Annotated in this window: 14 protein-coding genes; 1 reads left to right on the forward strand and 13 read right to left on the reverse strand. The window is 58.6% G+C overall.

The window, feature by feature from the left end:
* Nucleotides 1-220: 220 nt before the first annotated feature.
* The 9 genes from ftsH to ybgC form a co-directional block, all read right to left on the reverse strand.
* Nucleotides 221-2,152 (reverse strand): ATP-dependent zinc metalloprotease FtsH, encoded by a 1,932-nt coding sequence (ftsH, locus tag NAC44_RS01060; RefSeq protein ID WP_250936983.1) that lies wholly within the window; start codon nucleotides 2,150-2,152, stop codon nucleotides 221-223.
* A gap of 94 nt (nucleotides 2,153-2,246) precedes the next feature.
* Nucleotides 2,247-3,587: a tRNA lysidine(34) synthetase TilS gene (gene tilS, locus NAC44_RS01065; protein WP_250936985.1), complete on the reverse strand. Its 1,341-nt coding sequence runs from the start codon at nucleotides 3,585-3,587 to the stop codon at nucleotides 2,247-2,249.
* 38 nt (nucleotides 3,588-3,625) lie between these two features.
* Nucleotides 3,626-4,582 (reverse strand): tol-pal system protein YbgF, encoded by a 957-nt coding sequence (gene ybgF / locus NAC44_RS01070; protein WP_250936987.1) that lies wholly within the window; start codon nucleotides 4,580-4,582, stop codon nucleotides 3,626-3,628.
* Nucleotides 4,583-4,783: 201 nt separating this feature from the next.
* Nucleotides 4,784-5,311, reverse strand: a complete 528-nt coding sequence (pal, locus tag NAC44_RS01075) for a peptidoglycan-associated lipoprotein Pal (RefSeq protein ID WP_250936989.1) — start codon at nucleotides 5,309-5,311, stop codon at nucleotides 4,784-4,786.
* Nucleotides 5,312-5,574: 263 nt separating this feature from the next.
* Entirely contained in the window at nucleotides 5,575-6,882 is a 1,308-nt protein-coding gene (tolB, locus tag NAC44_RS01080) for a Tol-Pal system beta propeller repeat protein TolB (RefSeq protein WP_250936991.1), read from the reverse strand.
* A gap of 115 nt (nucleotides 6,883-6,997) precedes the next feature.
* A complete protein-coding gene (gene tolA, locus NAC44_RS01085; protein WP_250936992.1) occupies nucleotides 6,998-8,161 on the reverse strand; it encodes a cell envelope integrity protein TolA in 1,164 nt (387 codons plus the stop codon).
* A gap of 9 nt (nucleotides 8,162-8,170) precedes the next feature.
* Nucleotides 8,171-8,632: a protein TolR gene (tolR, locus tag NAC44_RS01090; RefSeq protein WP_250936994.1), complete on the reverse strand. Its 462-nt coding sequence runs from the start codon at nucleotides 8,630-8,632 to the stop codon at nucleotides 8,171-8,173.
* 190 nt (nucleotides 8,633-8,822) lie between these two features.
* On the reverse strand, nucleotides 8,823-9,542 hold the full coding sequence (gene tolQ, locus NAC44_RS01095; RefSeq protein ID WP_250936996.1) for a protein TolQ: 720 nt from the start codon (nucleotides 9,540-9,542) through the stop codon (nucleotides 8,823-8,825).
* Between the two features lie 478 nt (nucleotides 9,543-10,020).
* Complete coding sequence (gene ybgC, locus NAC44_RS01100; RefSeq protein WP_250936998.1) at nucleotides 10,021-10,473, reverse strand: tol-pal system-associated acyl-CoA thioesterase; 453 nt, start codon at nucleotides 10,471-10,473, stop codon at nucleotides 10,021-10,023.
* Between the two features lie 100 nt (nucleotides 10,474-10,573).
* On the opposite strand from ybgC, the gene NAC44_RS01105 reads away from it, so the two are divergent.
* Nucleotides 10,574-10,975: a VOC family protein gene (locus NAC44_RS01105; RefSeq protein WP_250937000.1), complete on the forward strand. Its 402-nt coding sequence runs from the start codon at nucleotides 10,574-10,576 to the stop codon at nucleotides 10,973-10,975.
* 16 nt (nucleotides 10,976-10,991) lie between these two features.
* On the opposite strand, the gene NAC44_RS01110 is transcribed toward NAC44_RS01105, so the two are convergent.
* From NAC44_RS01110 to NAC44_RS01125, 4 genes are read right to left on the reverse strand one after another with little or no spacing between them, the layout of a single operon-like run.
* Nucleotides 10,992-11,576: a DinB family protein gene (locus NAC44_RS01110; protein ID WP_250937001.1), complete on the reverse strand. Its 585-nt coding sequence runs from the start codon at nucleotides 11,574-11,576 to the stop codon at nucleotides 10,992-10,994.
* Entirely contained in the window at nucleotides 11,573-12,082 is a 510-nt protein-coding gene (locus tag NAC44_RS01115; protein ID WP_250937003.1) for an NUDIX hydrolase, read from the reverse strand. The genes NAC44_RS01110 and NAC44_RS01115 overlap by 4 nt, the downstream gene beginning before the upstream one ends.
* Nucleotides 12,079-12,537, reverse strand: coding sequence for an NUDIX hydrolase (locus tag NAC44_RS01120; protein WP_250937604.1), 459 nt, complete (start codon nucleotides 12,535-12,537; stop codon nucleotides 12,079-12,081). The genes NAC44_RS01115 and NAC44_RS01120 overlap by 4 nt, the downstream gene beginning before the upstream one ends.
* Nucleotides 12,538-12,586: 49 nt before the next feature.
* Nucleotides 12,587-13,477: a metallophosphoesterase gene (locus NAC44_RS01125; protein WP_250937005.1), complete on the reverse strand. Its 891-nt coding sequence runs from the start codon at nucleotides 13,475-13,477 to the stop codon at nucleotides 12,587-12,589.
* Nucleotides 13,478-13,482: the final 5 nt, after the last annotated feature.

Genomic DNA, 13,482 nt, shown 5'->3' on the forward strand with positions numbered 1-13,482 from the left:
TGTCGCGAGAAAAGTGTGAAACGGTTTTCCGTCCGAAAATCTGTAACATCATAAGTGAGAGCGGTGCAAACAGGAAAGGGGTATTCACTTTACCTCGGACCAAACTCTCACGCGCGTTACAGTGATTCGCATTCTGTGCAACCGCTTGAGCAGGTTTAACAAAACATAAAGCCCTCGCCGGACTATGGCGAGGGCTTTTCGTTTTACAGAATGCGTAAAATCAATGCGGCTGCGGCTCCATGCCCCCTTCGGCTTCACCAGCTTTCGGGGTGTCTTTCTTGCCGGTTGAGGGAACAGCAGAGCCACGATTGTTTTGGCTGTCGTCACCACTGTCGCGGTTGGGCTTGTCCCCCTTGAGCAGCGCCCGGATTTCATCGCCGGACAGTGTTTCATATTCGAGCAGACCTTCGGCCAGCGTCACGAAGTCATCATGCCGGTCGGTGAGGATGCGACGTGCTTCGGTATAGGCTTCGTCGATCAGGCGCCGCACTTCATTGTCGATCTTCTGGGCGGTGGATTCCGAGACATTGCGGGTCTGTGATACGGAATGGCCAAGGAAGACCTCCTGCTGGTTTTCGCCGTAAGCGACCTGACCGAGCACATCGGAAAAGCCCCATTGCGTCACCATGGCCCGGGCAAGCTTGGTGGCCTGCTCGATATCGGATGAGGCGCCGGAGGTGATGTTTTCCTTGCCGAAGGTGATTTCTTCAGCGACGCGGCCGCCCATCATGATGACAAGGCGCGAGACCATCCACTTGTAGCTCATGGAATAACGGTCGCCTTCCGGCAGCTGCATCACCATGCCGAGCGCACGACCGCGCGGAATGATCGTTGCCTTGTGCAGCGGATCGGCCACCGGCACGTTGAGCGCGGTGATGGCGTGGCCAGCCTCGTGATAGGCCGTAAGCTTCTTTTCGGCCTCGGTCATGGCGGAGGAACGGCGTTCGGCCCCCATCATGATCTTGTCCTTGGCGTCTTCAAATTCCTGCATGGTGACGACGCGCTTGTTGCGCCGCGCCGCCATCAGGGCCGCCTCGTTGACGAGGTTCATCAGATCCGCGCCGGAAAAGCCCGGCGTACCGCGTGCCAGCGTCTTGAGATCGACATTGGGTGCCAGCGGCACATTGCGGGCGTGAACCTTCAGAATTCGCTCACGTCCGACGATGTCCGGGTTCGGCACCACGACCTGACGGTCGAAACGGCCGGGACGCAGCAAAGCGGGGTCGAGAACGTCGGGACGGTTGGTGGCGGCAATCAGAATGATGCCTTCATTGGCCTCGAAACCGTCCATCTCGACCAGCAGCTGGTTGAGCGTCTGTTCGCGCTCGTCATTGCCGCCACCCAAGCCTGCGCCGCGATGACGGCCAACAGCATCGATTTCGTCGATGAAGATGATGCAGGGAGCATTTTTCTTCGCCTGCTCGAACATGTCGCGCACACGGCTTGCACCGACGCCGACAAACATTTCGACGAAATCCGAACCGGAAATGGTGAAGAAGGGCACATTGGCTTCGCCGGCCACAGAGCGGGCGAGCAAGGTCTTACCCGTGCCGGGCGGACCGACGAGCAGCACGCCGCGCGGTATCTTGCCACCCAGGCGCTGGAACTTCTGCGGATCACGCAGGAATTCGACGATTTCCTCAAGGTCCTGCTTGGCTTCGTCAACGCCGGCAACATCATCAAATGTGACGCGGCCATGCGCCTCGGTCAGAAGCTTGGCCTTGGATTTGCCAAAGCCCATGGCGCCGCGCGAACCGCCCTGCATCTGTCGCATGAAAAACAGCCAGACGCCAAGGATCAGCAGCATTGGCAAAAGCGTGCCGAGATAGCTTAGGAAACCGGATGAGCCGTCGCTTTCGGGGCGCGCGACGATCATCACATTCTTGCTTTGCAGCTTGTTGAGCAATTGGTCGTCGATAACCGGCGCATAGGTCTGGAAGGCAGCACCGCTTTCGCCATAGCTGCCGACAATGCGGTTGCCGGTGACGGTAACGTCCCGCACACGGCCCGAATCCACTTCGCGGACAAACTGCGAATAGGGAATCTCGCGCGAGCTTGTCTGCGAGGGGGACGTCTGGAACATGCTGAACAAAGCCACCAGCAGCAAAGCGATGATCGCCCAGAGCGCCAGATTTCGTAAATTTGGGTTCATTGAACTCCCCGGAATATGCCCGGCGCGACTGCGCGCCGTAATGTCAGAGTATAACATAGGTTTGTCTGAACGCCTTGCCAAGGCAAAGCACGCATCATGGCTTTTTTTCCGTTGAATCTCCGGTGAAACAACCGGGTTTCAGGGGAGGGGCGGCAAAAAGATCGCAAAAAGCCATGGCAAGCTGCCTTTCAAAGCCTGGCAGAAAGTCATGATAGGGCGCAATTATCGGTTTTATTTCAAGAGTTGCGGTTGGCATGTGCGGATGAATATGAGGCTGCGTCCGCAGAGCCCGCTCCAGAAGCGAAGGTTCGTCCCCCTTTCTTGCCGCAGGACGGGTTTCTGCCGCGGCGCCAACAGTGACCGCTTTCTCCGATCGATTGGTGATTTCAAACCGTCCGTCCCAAAGGATCGTGCTGCCGGGATCAAGCTCAAGCCGTGGAAGATTGCGATCCTCGCGCAAAAGCAGCAGGCCGTCGCGATGCCGGTGCGCCAGGCAGCGCCCAACGGTCAACCGTGCGCCGGGGGCGGCTTTAAAGAGAGACAGCAGCGCCGTCATCTGCTCCCGGCCCGGGCCGTGCGGACGTCCGCCAAGGCAGGCGGTAAGCCTGCTGATGGCGTGGATATGTGCCGGCGCCGTGTCCTGATCAAGGCTGTCACAGCCCATGCCCGGATGAAGAAGGATCAGACCGGGTGCGATGGGCCTGATATGGTTGCGGATCAGTTCGGCTGCGATCTGGGACAGGCGGTGTCGTGCCTGCCCATCCGCCGTGGCCGGTTCGACCCCGGTAAGTCTGAGCTGTGCCCGCTCATAAGCCGGATTGCTGTTGCTGGGGTCATCGACCCAGCCGTAATTCCTGCTGCTCAGATAGGTTCGGATTGTATCGCGGCGCAGTGTCAGAAACGGGCGGTAGATCCAGACACGGTTGCGGTAGAGCACTGCATCGGCCATGCCGGACAGGCCGGGGGCTGTGGGATTGGATTGGCGGCGGCGTCGCATTTCGATGGTTTCGGCCTGATCGTCGGCGGTGTGGCCGGTGACGATGGCATCGGCTCCAGCGGCAGCAGCAGCTTCGCTCAACAGCCGATAGCGAGCGGCGCGGGCGGCGGCGGAAACACCGGTTTGTGGTTTGGCGCCTTCCCAGACCATGATGGAATGGTCGATGCCAAGTGAGCGGCACAGGTCTGCCGCCTGGCGGGCTTCTTGTGCGGAGGCGGCTCTCAGCCCATGATCCACCGTGGCTGCTGCGAGACTGACAGGAAAGGGCAGGGCAGACGCGGCCTTCACGGCATTGTGCAGGCCGATCAGCAGACCGGTGGAATCGCTGCCACCGGACAGGGCCACAAGAAGGCGAAGTGGCCGAACGGCCTTTTGCAGAAAATCCGCCAGCGCAATCTCAACGGTCGGACAGCAACTGGCATCGCGCGCATCCGTCATGACGTTTAAGGCAGCGTGGGTGTCGACGGCCGCATGGATCAGCAGGCCAGACGCTTCTGTTCGCTGGACGCCTTGTTCAAAATGGCCTTGGAGGCATTGGGATAGCGCCGTGGCACTTCACGCAGCGTGGCGCAGGCCGTATCCTTGTTGTCGAGGGCGGCAAGAGACATGCCGAGTTTCAACAGCATATCCGGGGCCTTGGCCGATTTGCCGTAATCCTGATAGGATTTCAGGAAGGTTTCAGCGGCATCGCGATAGCGGTTTTGCGAATATTGTGCTTCTCCGAGCCAAAAATGAGCGTCGGCGGCACGGGCGCTTTTCGGAAAGCGGCTGATATAATCCTTGAACTCAGCCTCGGCGGATTTGTAGTCGCCGGCCAGAACATGGTTGTAGGCGGTCTGATAGAGGTCTTTTTCACTTCCGCCAGTTGAAGCCTGGGCTGATGTGGCATTCGGTCCGCTGGCATTGTCGCCAAGGCTGCCGTCGATCACGGCGCCGACGGCATCGCCATTCTTGTTGACGTCGAGCGAACCGAGTGTGGTTTCACCCGGCGCGGTGTTGTCGCGCCGGGACGAGCTGGTGTCACCGCTTACCGGAGCGGAACCGGACTGGTTGGCTTGTGGCGCTGAGGCGACGTCCGGGCTGGCCGGTCCGCCTGCGTCACTTCTTTTTTTTTCCAGCTGCTGGAATCGGAACTCGTTGTCTTCCTGGGTTTTGCGCATCTGTTCCTGCATCTGCAGCAACTGATAGCTCATATCCTCGATGCGGCCATTGAGCTGACGCACCTGATCCTGCAATTGCTGGATCTGAACGAGTTCGTTCGACACCGTGTTGTCGATCTGCTGCTGGACCTGAACGACTGGCGCGCCACCCACCGGCTCGGGCGGCGTCAGCGGTTGCTGGCCAAACAGCGAAAACGCATAGGCGCTGGTGCTTGCTTCAGGGACGCAGAGGGCGCTCATTGCCACCAACGAGGCCACGAGAAGTCTCTTCATATCGTCCTTCCTGTTTCTTTCGATCCTTGGCCGAGGACTGAACCTGTCCCTGAATAGGAGGGAAAGGAATACGGTCCGGCTTGGCCGCAGCATTTTCCACTTGCACAAAAAATGCAAGCAAGGGACTGCGAGGAACGTCATGTCATGTGACAAGGGCGGCCATTGGACCGCCCTTGTCTTGCTGATTTCACGCAGAATTTATTACTTGGCCCCACCGAGAACGGTGACTGCGCGGCGGTTCTGCGACCAGCAGGACTCGTCGTCGCACGTGGCAACCGGGCGTTCCTTGCCGTAGGAGATGGTCTTGATCCGGCTGGCCGGGATGCCGCGCGAGGCGAGATAGGCCTTGACGGCGGCGGCACGGCGGGCGCCGATGGCAAGGTTGTATTCGCGCGTGCCGCGTTCGTCGGCATGGCCTTCGATGGTGATCGGATACTGCGAGTAACGCTGCAGCCACTGGGCCTGACGGTCAAGCGTCTGCTGGGCATCGGCGCGCAGCGTGTTGCTGTTGGTGTCGAAGAACACACGGTCGCCGACATTGACGGTGAAGTCCTGCTGCGAGCCGGGCGTGGCAGCGCCAGCGCCAAGGCCGAGTTCGGCGGCATTGTTCGGCAGACCCTTCTTCGAAGCGCAGCCGGCGAGCGCCAGCGTCATGGTCAGCGCGATCAGTGCCGGATGGGTGGCAAGCTTGTGCATACGGCTCATCGCCGGGGTAAAAGTGCGGCTCATCGCCGGTCTCCTTGCAGTGTCAATCATGGCAGTTGTTCAAGTCGCATGTCTTTATGGTTGCCGGACTTTAATCAGATCTGGTTAATCATCGTCAAACAGTTATGGTTAATGATAACTGAAGATTTCCGTCAAAGTCATATCCCCGGCTGGTGAAATCTGTCGGTGCTCTATCGCACCAGACAGATCCTCGTATTTTCTGTTTCGTCGGGAAACGGTTTCGTAATCCCTCGAAAACTCTTGGTAGCGGGCGTCCGGCAAAACTTCTATTCAAGAAGCGGTGACCAGGCAGGGTCCGATGCGAAGGCAGGCGTCTTCACCGTCAGTTCATTATAGCCGGTGAGGTCGATGGAATGCAAATAGGGTCCCGGAGCGCCGGCAGGCTCGCTGAAATACATCAGCACACGGCCATTCGGTGCCCAGGTCGGGCCTTCATTGTGGAAGCCGGTGGTCAAAAGCCGCTCGCCGGAGCCATCGGGTTTCATCACGCCGATGGAGAATTTGCCACCCGACAGTTTGGTAAAGGCGATGAGATCGCCGCGCGGCGACCAGACCGGAGTGGAATAGGCCCCTTGACCGAAGGAAATACGGTGCTGGTTGGAGCCGTCGGCATTCATCACATAGATTTCCTGCTGACCGCCGCGGTCACTTTCAAAGGTGATCTGGCGACCGTCCGGCGAGTAGGAGGGCGATGTGTCGATGGCGTTGGTGCTGGTGAGCCGCGTGGTCGTGCGCGAGCGCAGGTCCATGGTGTAGATATTGGCGTTACCGTTTTCCGACAGGCTCATGATCACCCGCTGGCCGTCCGGCGAAAAGCGCGGTGCAAAGGTCATGCCGGGGAAATTGCCGACCACTTCGCGCTGCCCGGTTTCGAGCTGCAGCAGATAGACGCGCGGCTGCCCACCCTCATAGGACATATAGGTGATTTCCTGCCGGTTCGGCGAAAAGCGCGGCGTCATCACGATGCTGGCATTGTTGGTCAGCATTCGCACATTGGCGCCGTCCTGGTCCATGATGGCAAGCTGGCGCTGACGGTTGTTTTTCGGACCGGTTTCGGAAACGAAGACGATACGGGTGTCGAAATAGCCCTTTTCGCCGGTGATGCGCTCATAAATCGCATCGGCGATGATATGAGCAACGCGGCGCCAGTTTTCCGGCTGGGTATAGAATTGCTGGCCCGCCATCTGCTGACCGGCATAGGTATCCCAGAGGCGGAATTCGGCGCGCAGACGCCCGTCGCCTTCTTGGGTGATCTTTCCAACCACCAGCGCCTGGGCGTTGAGCACCGTCCAGTTCTGCATGTTGGGGGCGGCATCCGGATTGACGTTCTTTTCGATAAAGGCTGAATGGCTGATCGGCGCAAACAGGCCTGACCGCTTCAAATCGGCTTCCACCACAGAGGAAATCTGCGCACCGATGCCATTGGTCGAGGCGAAATCGGTGATCGCGATCGGCATCGGGTTAACGTTGCCCTTGCTGATATTGATCTGCACAAGAGCCATGGCCGGGCTTGAAAATGCACACGCCGCTGCGGCAAGCACAAAGAGGAAGCGCAAGAGGGGAGGGATTTTCATAAGGGCAAGCCTTTCTTGAAACCTGGTCCGGGAAGAGCGCCGGGCTCCGTTCCCTTCGGATTTAAACGATCGATTAGCCGTGGTGTTTCTGCGGCGGTTCATACCACAACCTCTGTTATTCCATGAATTCACTTGGGTCGAAGGTCACCTCGACCTCAGACCATGCGTCGTATTTATCCCGAGGTAGATTCTTGAATGGGGCGGATTTGAGGATAGCGCGCCGCGCACTGTCTTCCAGCATAGTTTTGGTGCTGCCGCTGATGCCATTGGCCGTGATGGTGGGCTCGCCGACCAGGTTGCCCGATTCATCCAGATGGAAGCGCGCCGTGATCGTCGCCCCCTGCTGCAGCTGGGTACCGGGAATGATGTACCAATTGTTCTGGATCTGGCCTCGCAGGGCGTCGATCTCGCTTTGTGACAGCGTCGAGCCCTGGGTGGTCTTCTTGCCGCCCAATGCCGCCTGATCGGTGGAACGTTTTGCCCCTCCGCCTGCGGCATCGGTCTTGTTCAAAAGAGCGGCAATCTCGTCGGCGTTGAAATCGCTTTCCTTCGAGGCTTTCGACTTGGCCATTTTCTGGTTGTGGTCGGCCTTCTTCACGTTCGGTGCCTTGGCCTCTTCGGTCTTCGGCTTTTCTTCCGGCTTCGGCTTGGGATCGGGTTTTTTGGTTTCTTCCGGCTTGGGCGGCGTCGGCCTTACCGCAGGCAGCGGTACGCTGGATGGCAGCGGGGTGTCATCCTGCTTGGGCGCATCCTGAGGCTTGTCCTCGGGTTTTGCCTCTGCCTTGGCATCCGGTTTGGCTGCTGGTGCAGGTGCGGGCTTCGGCTCGGTTGTGGGGATCGGCACATCTTTCGGCACGGGAACGGTGTCTTTAGACGGGGCAATCGCCGTCTCTTCCTTGGCAATATCCTTGACGTCGTTGTTTTCGTTGTCCGGATTGGGCTTGACCTGATCGACCTTTTCCGGGGCTGCGGCAACATCGTCCTGCACCGGACGCTTGTTCGGCGTCGGTGGGGTTTTCAGATCCATCTGGTTGTCGCCGAGATTTTCCGCATTGGGTACGGTGGCCGGTTTTTTAGTCGGCGTAGGGGCGGATTTTTCCCGCTTGGGTGCTTTTTTGTCACCCTGCTGAATCTGGGTCAATTCACTGATCGGGACGAGATCGACCGGCAAGGCCTCGACATCGGCCACCTGCATCGGAGCAGGGGCGCTCAATGTCAAAAGCGCCAGCGCCAGAACGACGCCGTGCAGGATGGCTGATGTGACGAGACTGCCTTTCATCGCGAAAGATCACTTGTCCTGTTCTTGCTGGGTGACCAGGCCGATATTCTTGAAGCCGGCAGTGGAAATCTGCGCCATCACCTTCATCACAGTGCCATAGGCGGCGGTGGTGTCGCCGCGCACATAGATGCGCTCGTTATAGCCGGTCGTGGCGATGGCCTTCAGCTTGTCCACGACATCATTGACGTCGATCTTCTGGTCTTGAATATAAACGTCCCCTTCCTTGTTCACCGAAATGGTGATCGGCTGGGTGTCGGAATTCATCGGGCTGGCCTTGGTTTGCGGCAGGTCGATCGGCACGCCGACCGTCAGCATCGGGGCTGCGACCATGAAGATGATCAACAGCACCAGCATGACGTCGACGAGCGGTGTAACGTTGATTTCGCTGACAAGGCCGCGCTTGCCGCCACGGCTGCGCCTGCCGCGCCGTCCGCCTCCGCCCGCTCCGCCTGCTCCTGCCGACATGCCCATGTTCGTTCACCCTTGGTCCCGGTTCTTCAGCCGCCTTAAGCCCGGCTCGCAGCTGACAGCGCCATGCCATCCATAAAAGGACAAATGACGCTGTAACACTTTAAATTTGCTGCATAATTCCGCAAATTTATCCCGATTTGAGGCATTGTGCAGCGGGCTGGCCGACGCCAGCCTGTTTGCGAGGTCTACCTTATTCTGCCGCCTGCCGCGATTGCAGCTTCTCGTCGATCTGGCGCGAGAGTATGGCGGAAAATTCATCGGCAAAGCCTTCCATGCGGGCGCCGAGCTTGCCTGCCTCGCCGGAAAATTTGTTGTAGGCGATAACGGCGGGAATGGCCGCGACCAGACCGATGGCGGTGGCCAGCAGGGCTTCGGCGATACCGGGGGCGACGACGGCGAGGTTGGTCGATTTTGATCCGGCAATGGCCTGGAAGGAGGTCATGATACCGACAACGGTACCGAAGAGACCGATGAAAGGACCGGCAGAGCCGATGGTCGCAAGCGAGCTCAGTCGGGCTTCCAGCTGTTCGCTTTCACGCGCCATGGTCACGTCCATCGCCCGGTCAATGCGCATCTGCAGGCCGATGGGAGAGCGCGCGCCGCGCTCGAAACTTTTCTTCCATTCGCGCATCGCGGCGACGAAAACGGCAGCAAGGCCGCTGTTTTGCCGCTCGGCCAGCGTGCGATAGAGTTCTTCCAGCGACTGCCCCGACCAGAAGACCTGTTCGAACTGGTCATACTGGCGGCGTGCGCTTCTGAAGCGGACGACCTTGTCGAAGACGATCGCCCAGGTCCATACTGATGCTCCGAGAAGCCCGAGCATGACCAGCTTGACGATAAAGCCTGCCTGCATGAACAACGACCACAGCGTTACATCCTGCGTCGCGGCTGCCAATCCTACATGTTCCATCGCGTCGTTCCCGAAATCCCAAACACCCTGAGCCTATTCCTTTCGCTTGCCCGCCGGACAAACGAAAGGAATAGGCTTTGACAAAAGACCGTGATCATGTGTGTTTCCGCCTTTCGGCAGACATGATCGCGGTCACCAAGAAAAACAGCCCCGCTTTGCCGGCCGGGCCGGTTTTGCCCTTTCGGCACACCGAACAGACAAACGACCTCATGATCCCTTTGACGAAAGAAAGCGGCTTATCCCGCCATTTCCGCCCGCATGGCAAAAGCATCCATCGCTTTCAGCCTGTGCATAGGCCCTGTGACATGGTCCATGGCACGTTATAGTGTGTCATGGAATCCACGCCGCAAGCGGCGCAAACCATTCAGCAGCCCCAAACAACCCAATCCGCCTTTATGGCGTTAATTTTGGTCAAAGGAAGGCGTGCGGCGCACAATCATACCCGCTTCACTAAGACAATATTATAGTTAATAAAACCTTATTCCGGTGCTTTTCCGGCCAGGAACTTTTCCGCGATCGTTTCCGGCAGGCGGCGCGGACGACCCAGCCGGTTGACCACGGCAATTACCACCTTGGCCTCGATCAGGCGCCTTCCTGCCGTTTCTATCGTCTGGCGTAGCACCATTTTCGCGCCGCCCGCCTTTTCGGTGATCGTCTCGATGGTGAGAATATCGTCCATCCGCGCCGGGCTCTTGAAGTCGATTTCCATACGGTGGACGACGAACACAAGCCCTTCCTCGTCGACGCCGATCAATTCGCTCTGTTCGCAGCCGAGGCAGCGCAGATAATCGGTGCGGCCACGTTCGAGAAAATGCAGATAGCGGGCATGATAAACCAGTCCGGAAAAATCGGTGTCCTCATAATAGACACGCTGGTGCAGGCGGTGACCGCCTTCGATCAAATGTCCAGCGATATGAAACTGTTCGGTCATGATCGTATTCCGTTTATCTGGTAAGGCATTGAAGGATATCGTCCATGGGACACAATAAGATCAGGGCAAAGCTGATCTGCGTTACAGGAAGGGCAAGAGTTTGGCAAAAGCAATTCACAGCATGATCCGGGTTCTCGACGGTGAGCGCTCCGTTGATTTTTACCGTTCGGCTTTCGGCTTTGAGATCGCCGACCGTCTCGATTTCGACAGTTTCACCCTGATCTATCTGAAGAATGACGAGAGCGGTTTTGAACTGGAGCTGACGGTGAACAAGGGGCGCAGCGAGCCTTATGCGCTTGGCGATGGCTATGGCCATTTCGCCGTTTCGGTCGGTGATCTCGACGCCGAGCATAACCGGCTGGAAACGCTCGGCCTTGCACCCAACCGGATCGTCGAGTTCAAGCGGGACGAGGTGATGATCGCCCGGTTTTTCTTCATCACCGATCCGGATGGCTACAAGATCGAAGTGCTGGAGCGCAGTGGCCGGTTCCAGTCAATCTGACTGGCAAAGCCGACGGTCAAGGAGCCGGATCAAATCCCAGATCACGCTCATCCCAGCCGAGTGCCTGCATGACATCGGCCCGGTCAGGCGCATCGTAGCGGGTGATAAATTCATCGATCTGCGGCGGTTTGATGCTGGTGCCTGCCAGCATGGCGTGAACCTGACCGCGATGATGGGTCTGGTGCTGGAAAAGATGGGACAGAAGATCGTCCGTCCGCTCGATCTGCAGATGCTCGCCCCGGTGAATAGTCGTGGTCTGGGCAAGCCGCTCCATGGTAAGACCATCGCAAAAGGCAATGAGTCGCCGGTCCACGGCAGACTGGGCGTGTTGGAGAGCCGTTATGCTGTCGCAAGGCTCTTCATGCTCAAAAGCCTTGAAGCCGAGCGTGCCTCCTTCCAGAGCATCGACATAGAACCAGTCGACAATCAGAATGTGATTGAGTGTTGCCCTGAGCGAGGGGAAAAACCCTGTGCGCGGCGCTTCGAATGCGCCGGGCTGTAACTGTGCGCAGGCTTCAAGCAGGCGATGATTGGCAGCCGCATTGTTGCGCGCCAGCTTGCGAAAAACCCGGCAAGGATCGTGGGATATGCCGTCGATCATGGTCGGCTCTGTCCTTCGTGGACGATCAGATGCTCGACCCGTTCTGGAAGTCGTGTGATATAATTCGCCAGAAAGGCAGGGCGGATGTCATGCATGGCAAAGCTGTCCGCATGGGCCGGAACCCAGCGGAATAGCACCTCCGTCGGGCCGTCGATGACCCGGTGAACGATCTCTTGGCGGTGAAAGGGCAGAGGCGTCTTCAGGGTGAGGAGATAGTAGAAACCCAGCTCATGGGCGCGGTAATCGTCAAAGCTGAAGAAGTTTTCCACTGTGAGCAGCAGTCTGTCGATCCCGACCTCGCGGTCCAGTTCCTCGCGCATTTCCCGAATGATCGTCTCTTCTGTGCTTTCGCCGATTTCGGCGCGCCCGCCCGGAAACGCCCAATAGCGGTCGCCCGCGCCCTGCTGCACCAAAACATGTCCTTCCTGGAAAATCAGCCCCGCCACGCGAAAGGAAAAGAGCTGCGGCTTTTTATCAAGCCGTATCATATGGCGCTCGCTGGTCATTTCTCGTCCAGATTGCCGTCGTTCCATACCAGATGGCGCGGGCTCTCAGGCAGATTTTCGATTTCGTCCACGATGAAATAGGGGGGAATATCGAGGGCGGTCAAGGCTTGCCGTGTCGCACGCACCCATTTGAATTCCAGTGCATTGTCACCATCCTGAATGCGGTGGATGATCTCGCTTTCATGAAAGGCCAGCGTTTCGGGCAGGTCCATCAGGTAGTAAAGTCCAAGCTCGTGCCAGTCGCGACCTTCATAATGGAAGAAATTTTCAACGCTCCACAACAGCCGGTGGATGGTGGCTTCGACGCCCAGTTCCTCGATCATTTCGCGCTTCAGCGTCTCTTCCGAGGTTTCGCCGATTTCGGCACGCCCGCCGGGAAAGGTCCAGAAGGGTTCATGCGTGGCGCGATGCACCAGAACATGGCCATCACGGAAGGCAAGACCGGCAATCCGCATCTGGAAAATGCGGCCCGGCTGTTTGATACGGATGCGGTTGTCCGGTTGCTTAGCCAAGATCGATCACCACGACTTCGGGCGGGGCGTCGAAGCGGATTGGCGCGACCGACAGGCCAAGCCCGCCGGAGACGATGAGGTTGCGCCCGCCTTCCTCGACATGGCCATAGACATAGCGCGAACCGTAGCGCGAGGGCACGACCGGCGTCCAGCCGAACAGATTGACCTGACCGCCATGGGTGTGGCCCGACAGGGTCAGCGACACCCGCTCGGGCACTTTCGGAAAGATATCCGGCTCATGGGCGAGCAGAATGACGGGGGCATCATCCGTCACCTGGGCCAGCGTGCCGGGCAGATCGTCCAGCCCCTGAATATGGTGATTGACGTTCAGATAGGCCCATTGGTCCTCCAGACCGGCAACCCAGAAAGGATGGGCATCGCCACCGAGCCGGACCGCGGAATTGGACATGGCATTGATGCCGACGGCGCGCAGCACCCTGTGCGCAATGGTTTCCTTCAGTCGCAGCCTTTGCGCCTCCGGGTCCTGCCACCAGTCGTGATTGCCCATGACGGCATGGACGCCATAAGGGGCCTTGAGCACAGACAGCGCTTTCGCCCAGTCTTCCGGCGCGACCGTGCCGGTGACGAATTTCATCCCCGACATGTAATCGCCGACCAGCAACATGACATCGCCGCCGAGCGTATTGGCGTAATCGCAGATGCGGGCAATGCGTTCGGGCGTCATCCATGGATAGGAGGCATGAAAATCGGCAAGAACCACCAGACGCAGGTTTTGCCCCTTCGGCCATCCGGGCGGCGTCAGCCGATAGCGGGTGGTTTTCAGCGCCAGCATCGGTTCATAGCCGAAGGCATAACCGCCAAGAGACAGAACACCCGCAGCAGATGCGGCCATGAGTTTGATGAAGCTGCGGCGATTGATCACAATAT

Origin of the sequence: Allorhizobium sonneratiae, from assembly GCF_023700755.1 — a bacterium.
Taxonomy (GTDB): domain Bacteria; phylum Pseudomonadota; class Alphaproteobacteria; order Rhizobiales; family Rhizobiaceae; genus Allorhizobium; species Allorhizobium sonneratiae.

Bases quoted from the DNA above. Each gene is read 5' to 3' on its own strand.
- tilS (WP_250936985.1), bottom strand. From the start codon at position 3,587: ATGACGGATGCGCGCGATGCCAGTTGCTGTCCGACCGTTGAGATTGCG.
- tolA (WP_250936992.1), bottom strand. From the start codon at position 8,161: ATGAAAGGCAGTCTCGTCACATCAGCCATCCTGCACGGCGTCGTTCTG.
- tolQ (WP_250936996.1), bottom strand. From the start codon at position 9,542: ATGGAACATGTAGGATTGGCAGCCGCGACGCAGGATGTAACGCTGTGG.
- NAC44_RS01110 (WP_250937001.1), bottom strand. From the start codon at position 11,576: ATGATCGACGGCATATCCCACGATCCTTGCCGGGTTTTTCGCAAGCTG.
- tolR (WP_250936994.1), bottom strand. From the start codon at position 8,632: ATGGGCATGTCGGCAGGAGCAGGCGGAGCGGGCGGAGGCGGACGGCGC.
- ybgC (WP_250936998.1), bottom strand. From the start codon at position 10,473: ATGACCGAACAGTTTCATATCGCTGGACATTTGATCGAAGGCGGTCAC.
- tolB (WP_250936991.1), bottom strand. From the start codon at position 6,882: ATGAAAATCCCTCCCCTCTTGCGCTTCCTCTTTGTGCTTGCCGCAGCG.
- pal (WP_250936989.1), bottom strand. From the start codon at position 5,311: ATGAGCCGCACTTTTACCCCGGCGATGAGCCGTATGCACAAGCTTGCC.
- NAC44_RS01120 (WP_250937604.1), bottom strand. From the start codon at position 12,537: ATGCGGATTGCCGGTCTTGCCTTCCGTGATGGCCATGTTCTGGTGCAT.
- NAC44_RS01115 (WP_250937003.1), bottom strand. From the start codon at position 12,082: ATGACCAGCGAGCGCCATATGATACGGCTTGATAAAAAGCCGCAGCTC.
- ybgF (WP_250936987.1), bottom strand. From the start codon at position 4,582: ATGAAGAGACTTCTCGTGGCCTCGTTGGTGGCAATGAGCGCCCTCTGC.
- ftsH (WP_250936983.1), bottom strand. From the start codon at position 2,152: ATGAACCCAAATTTACGAAATCTGGCGCTCTGGGCGATCATCGCTTTG.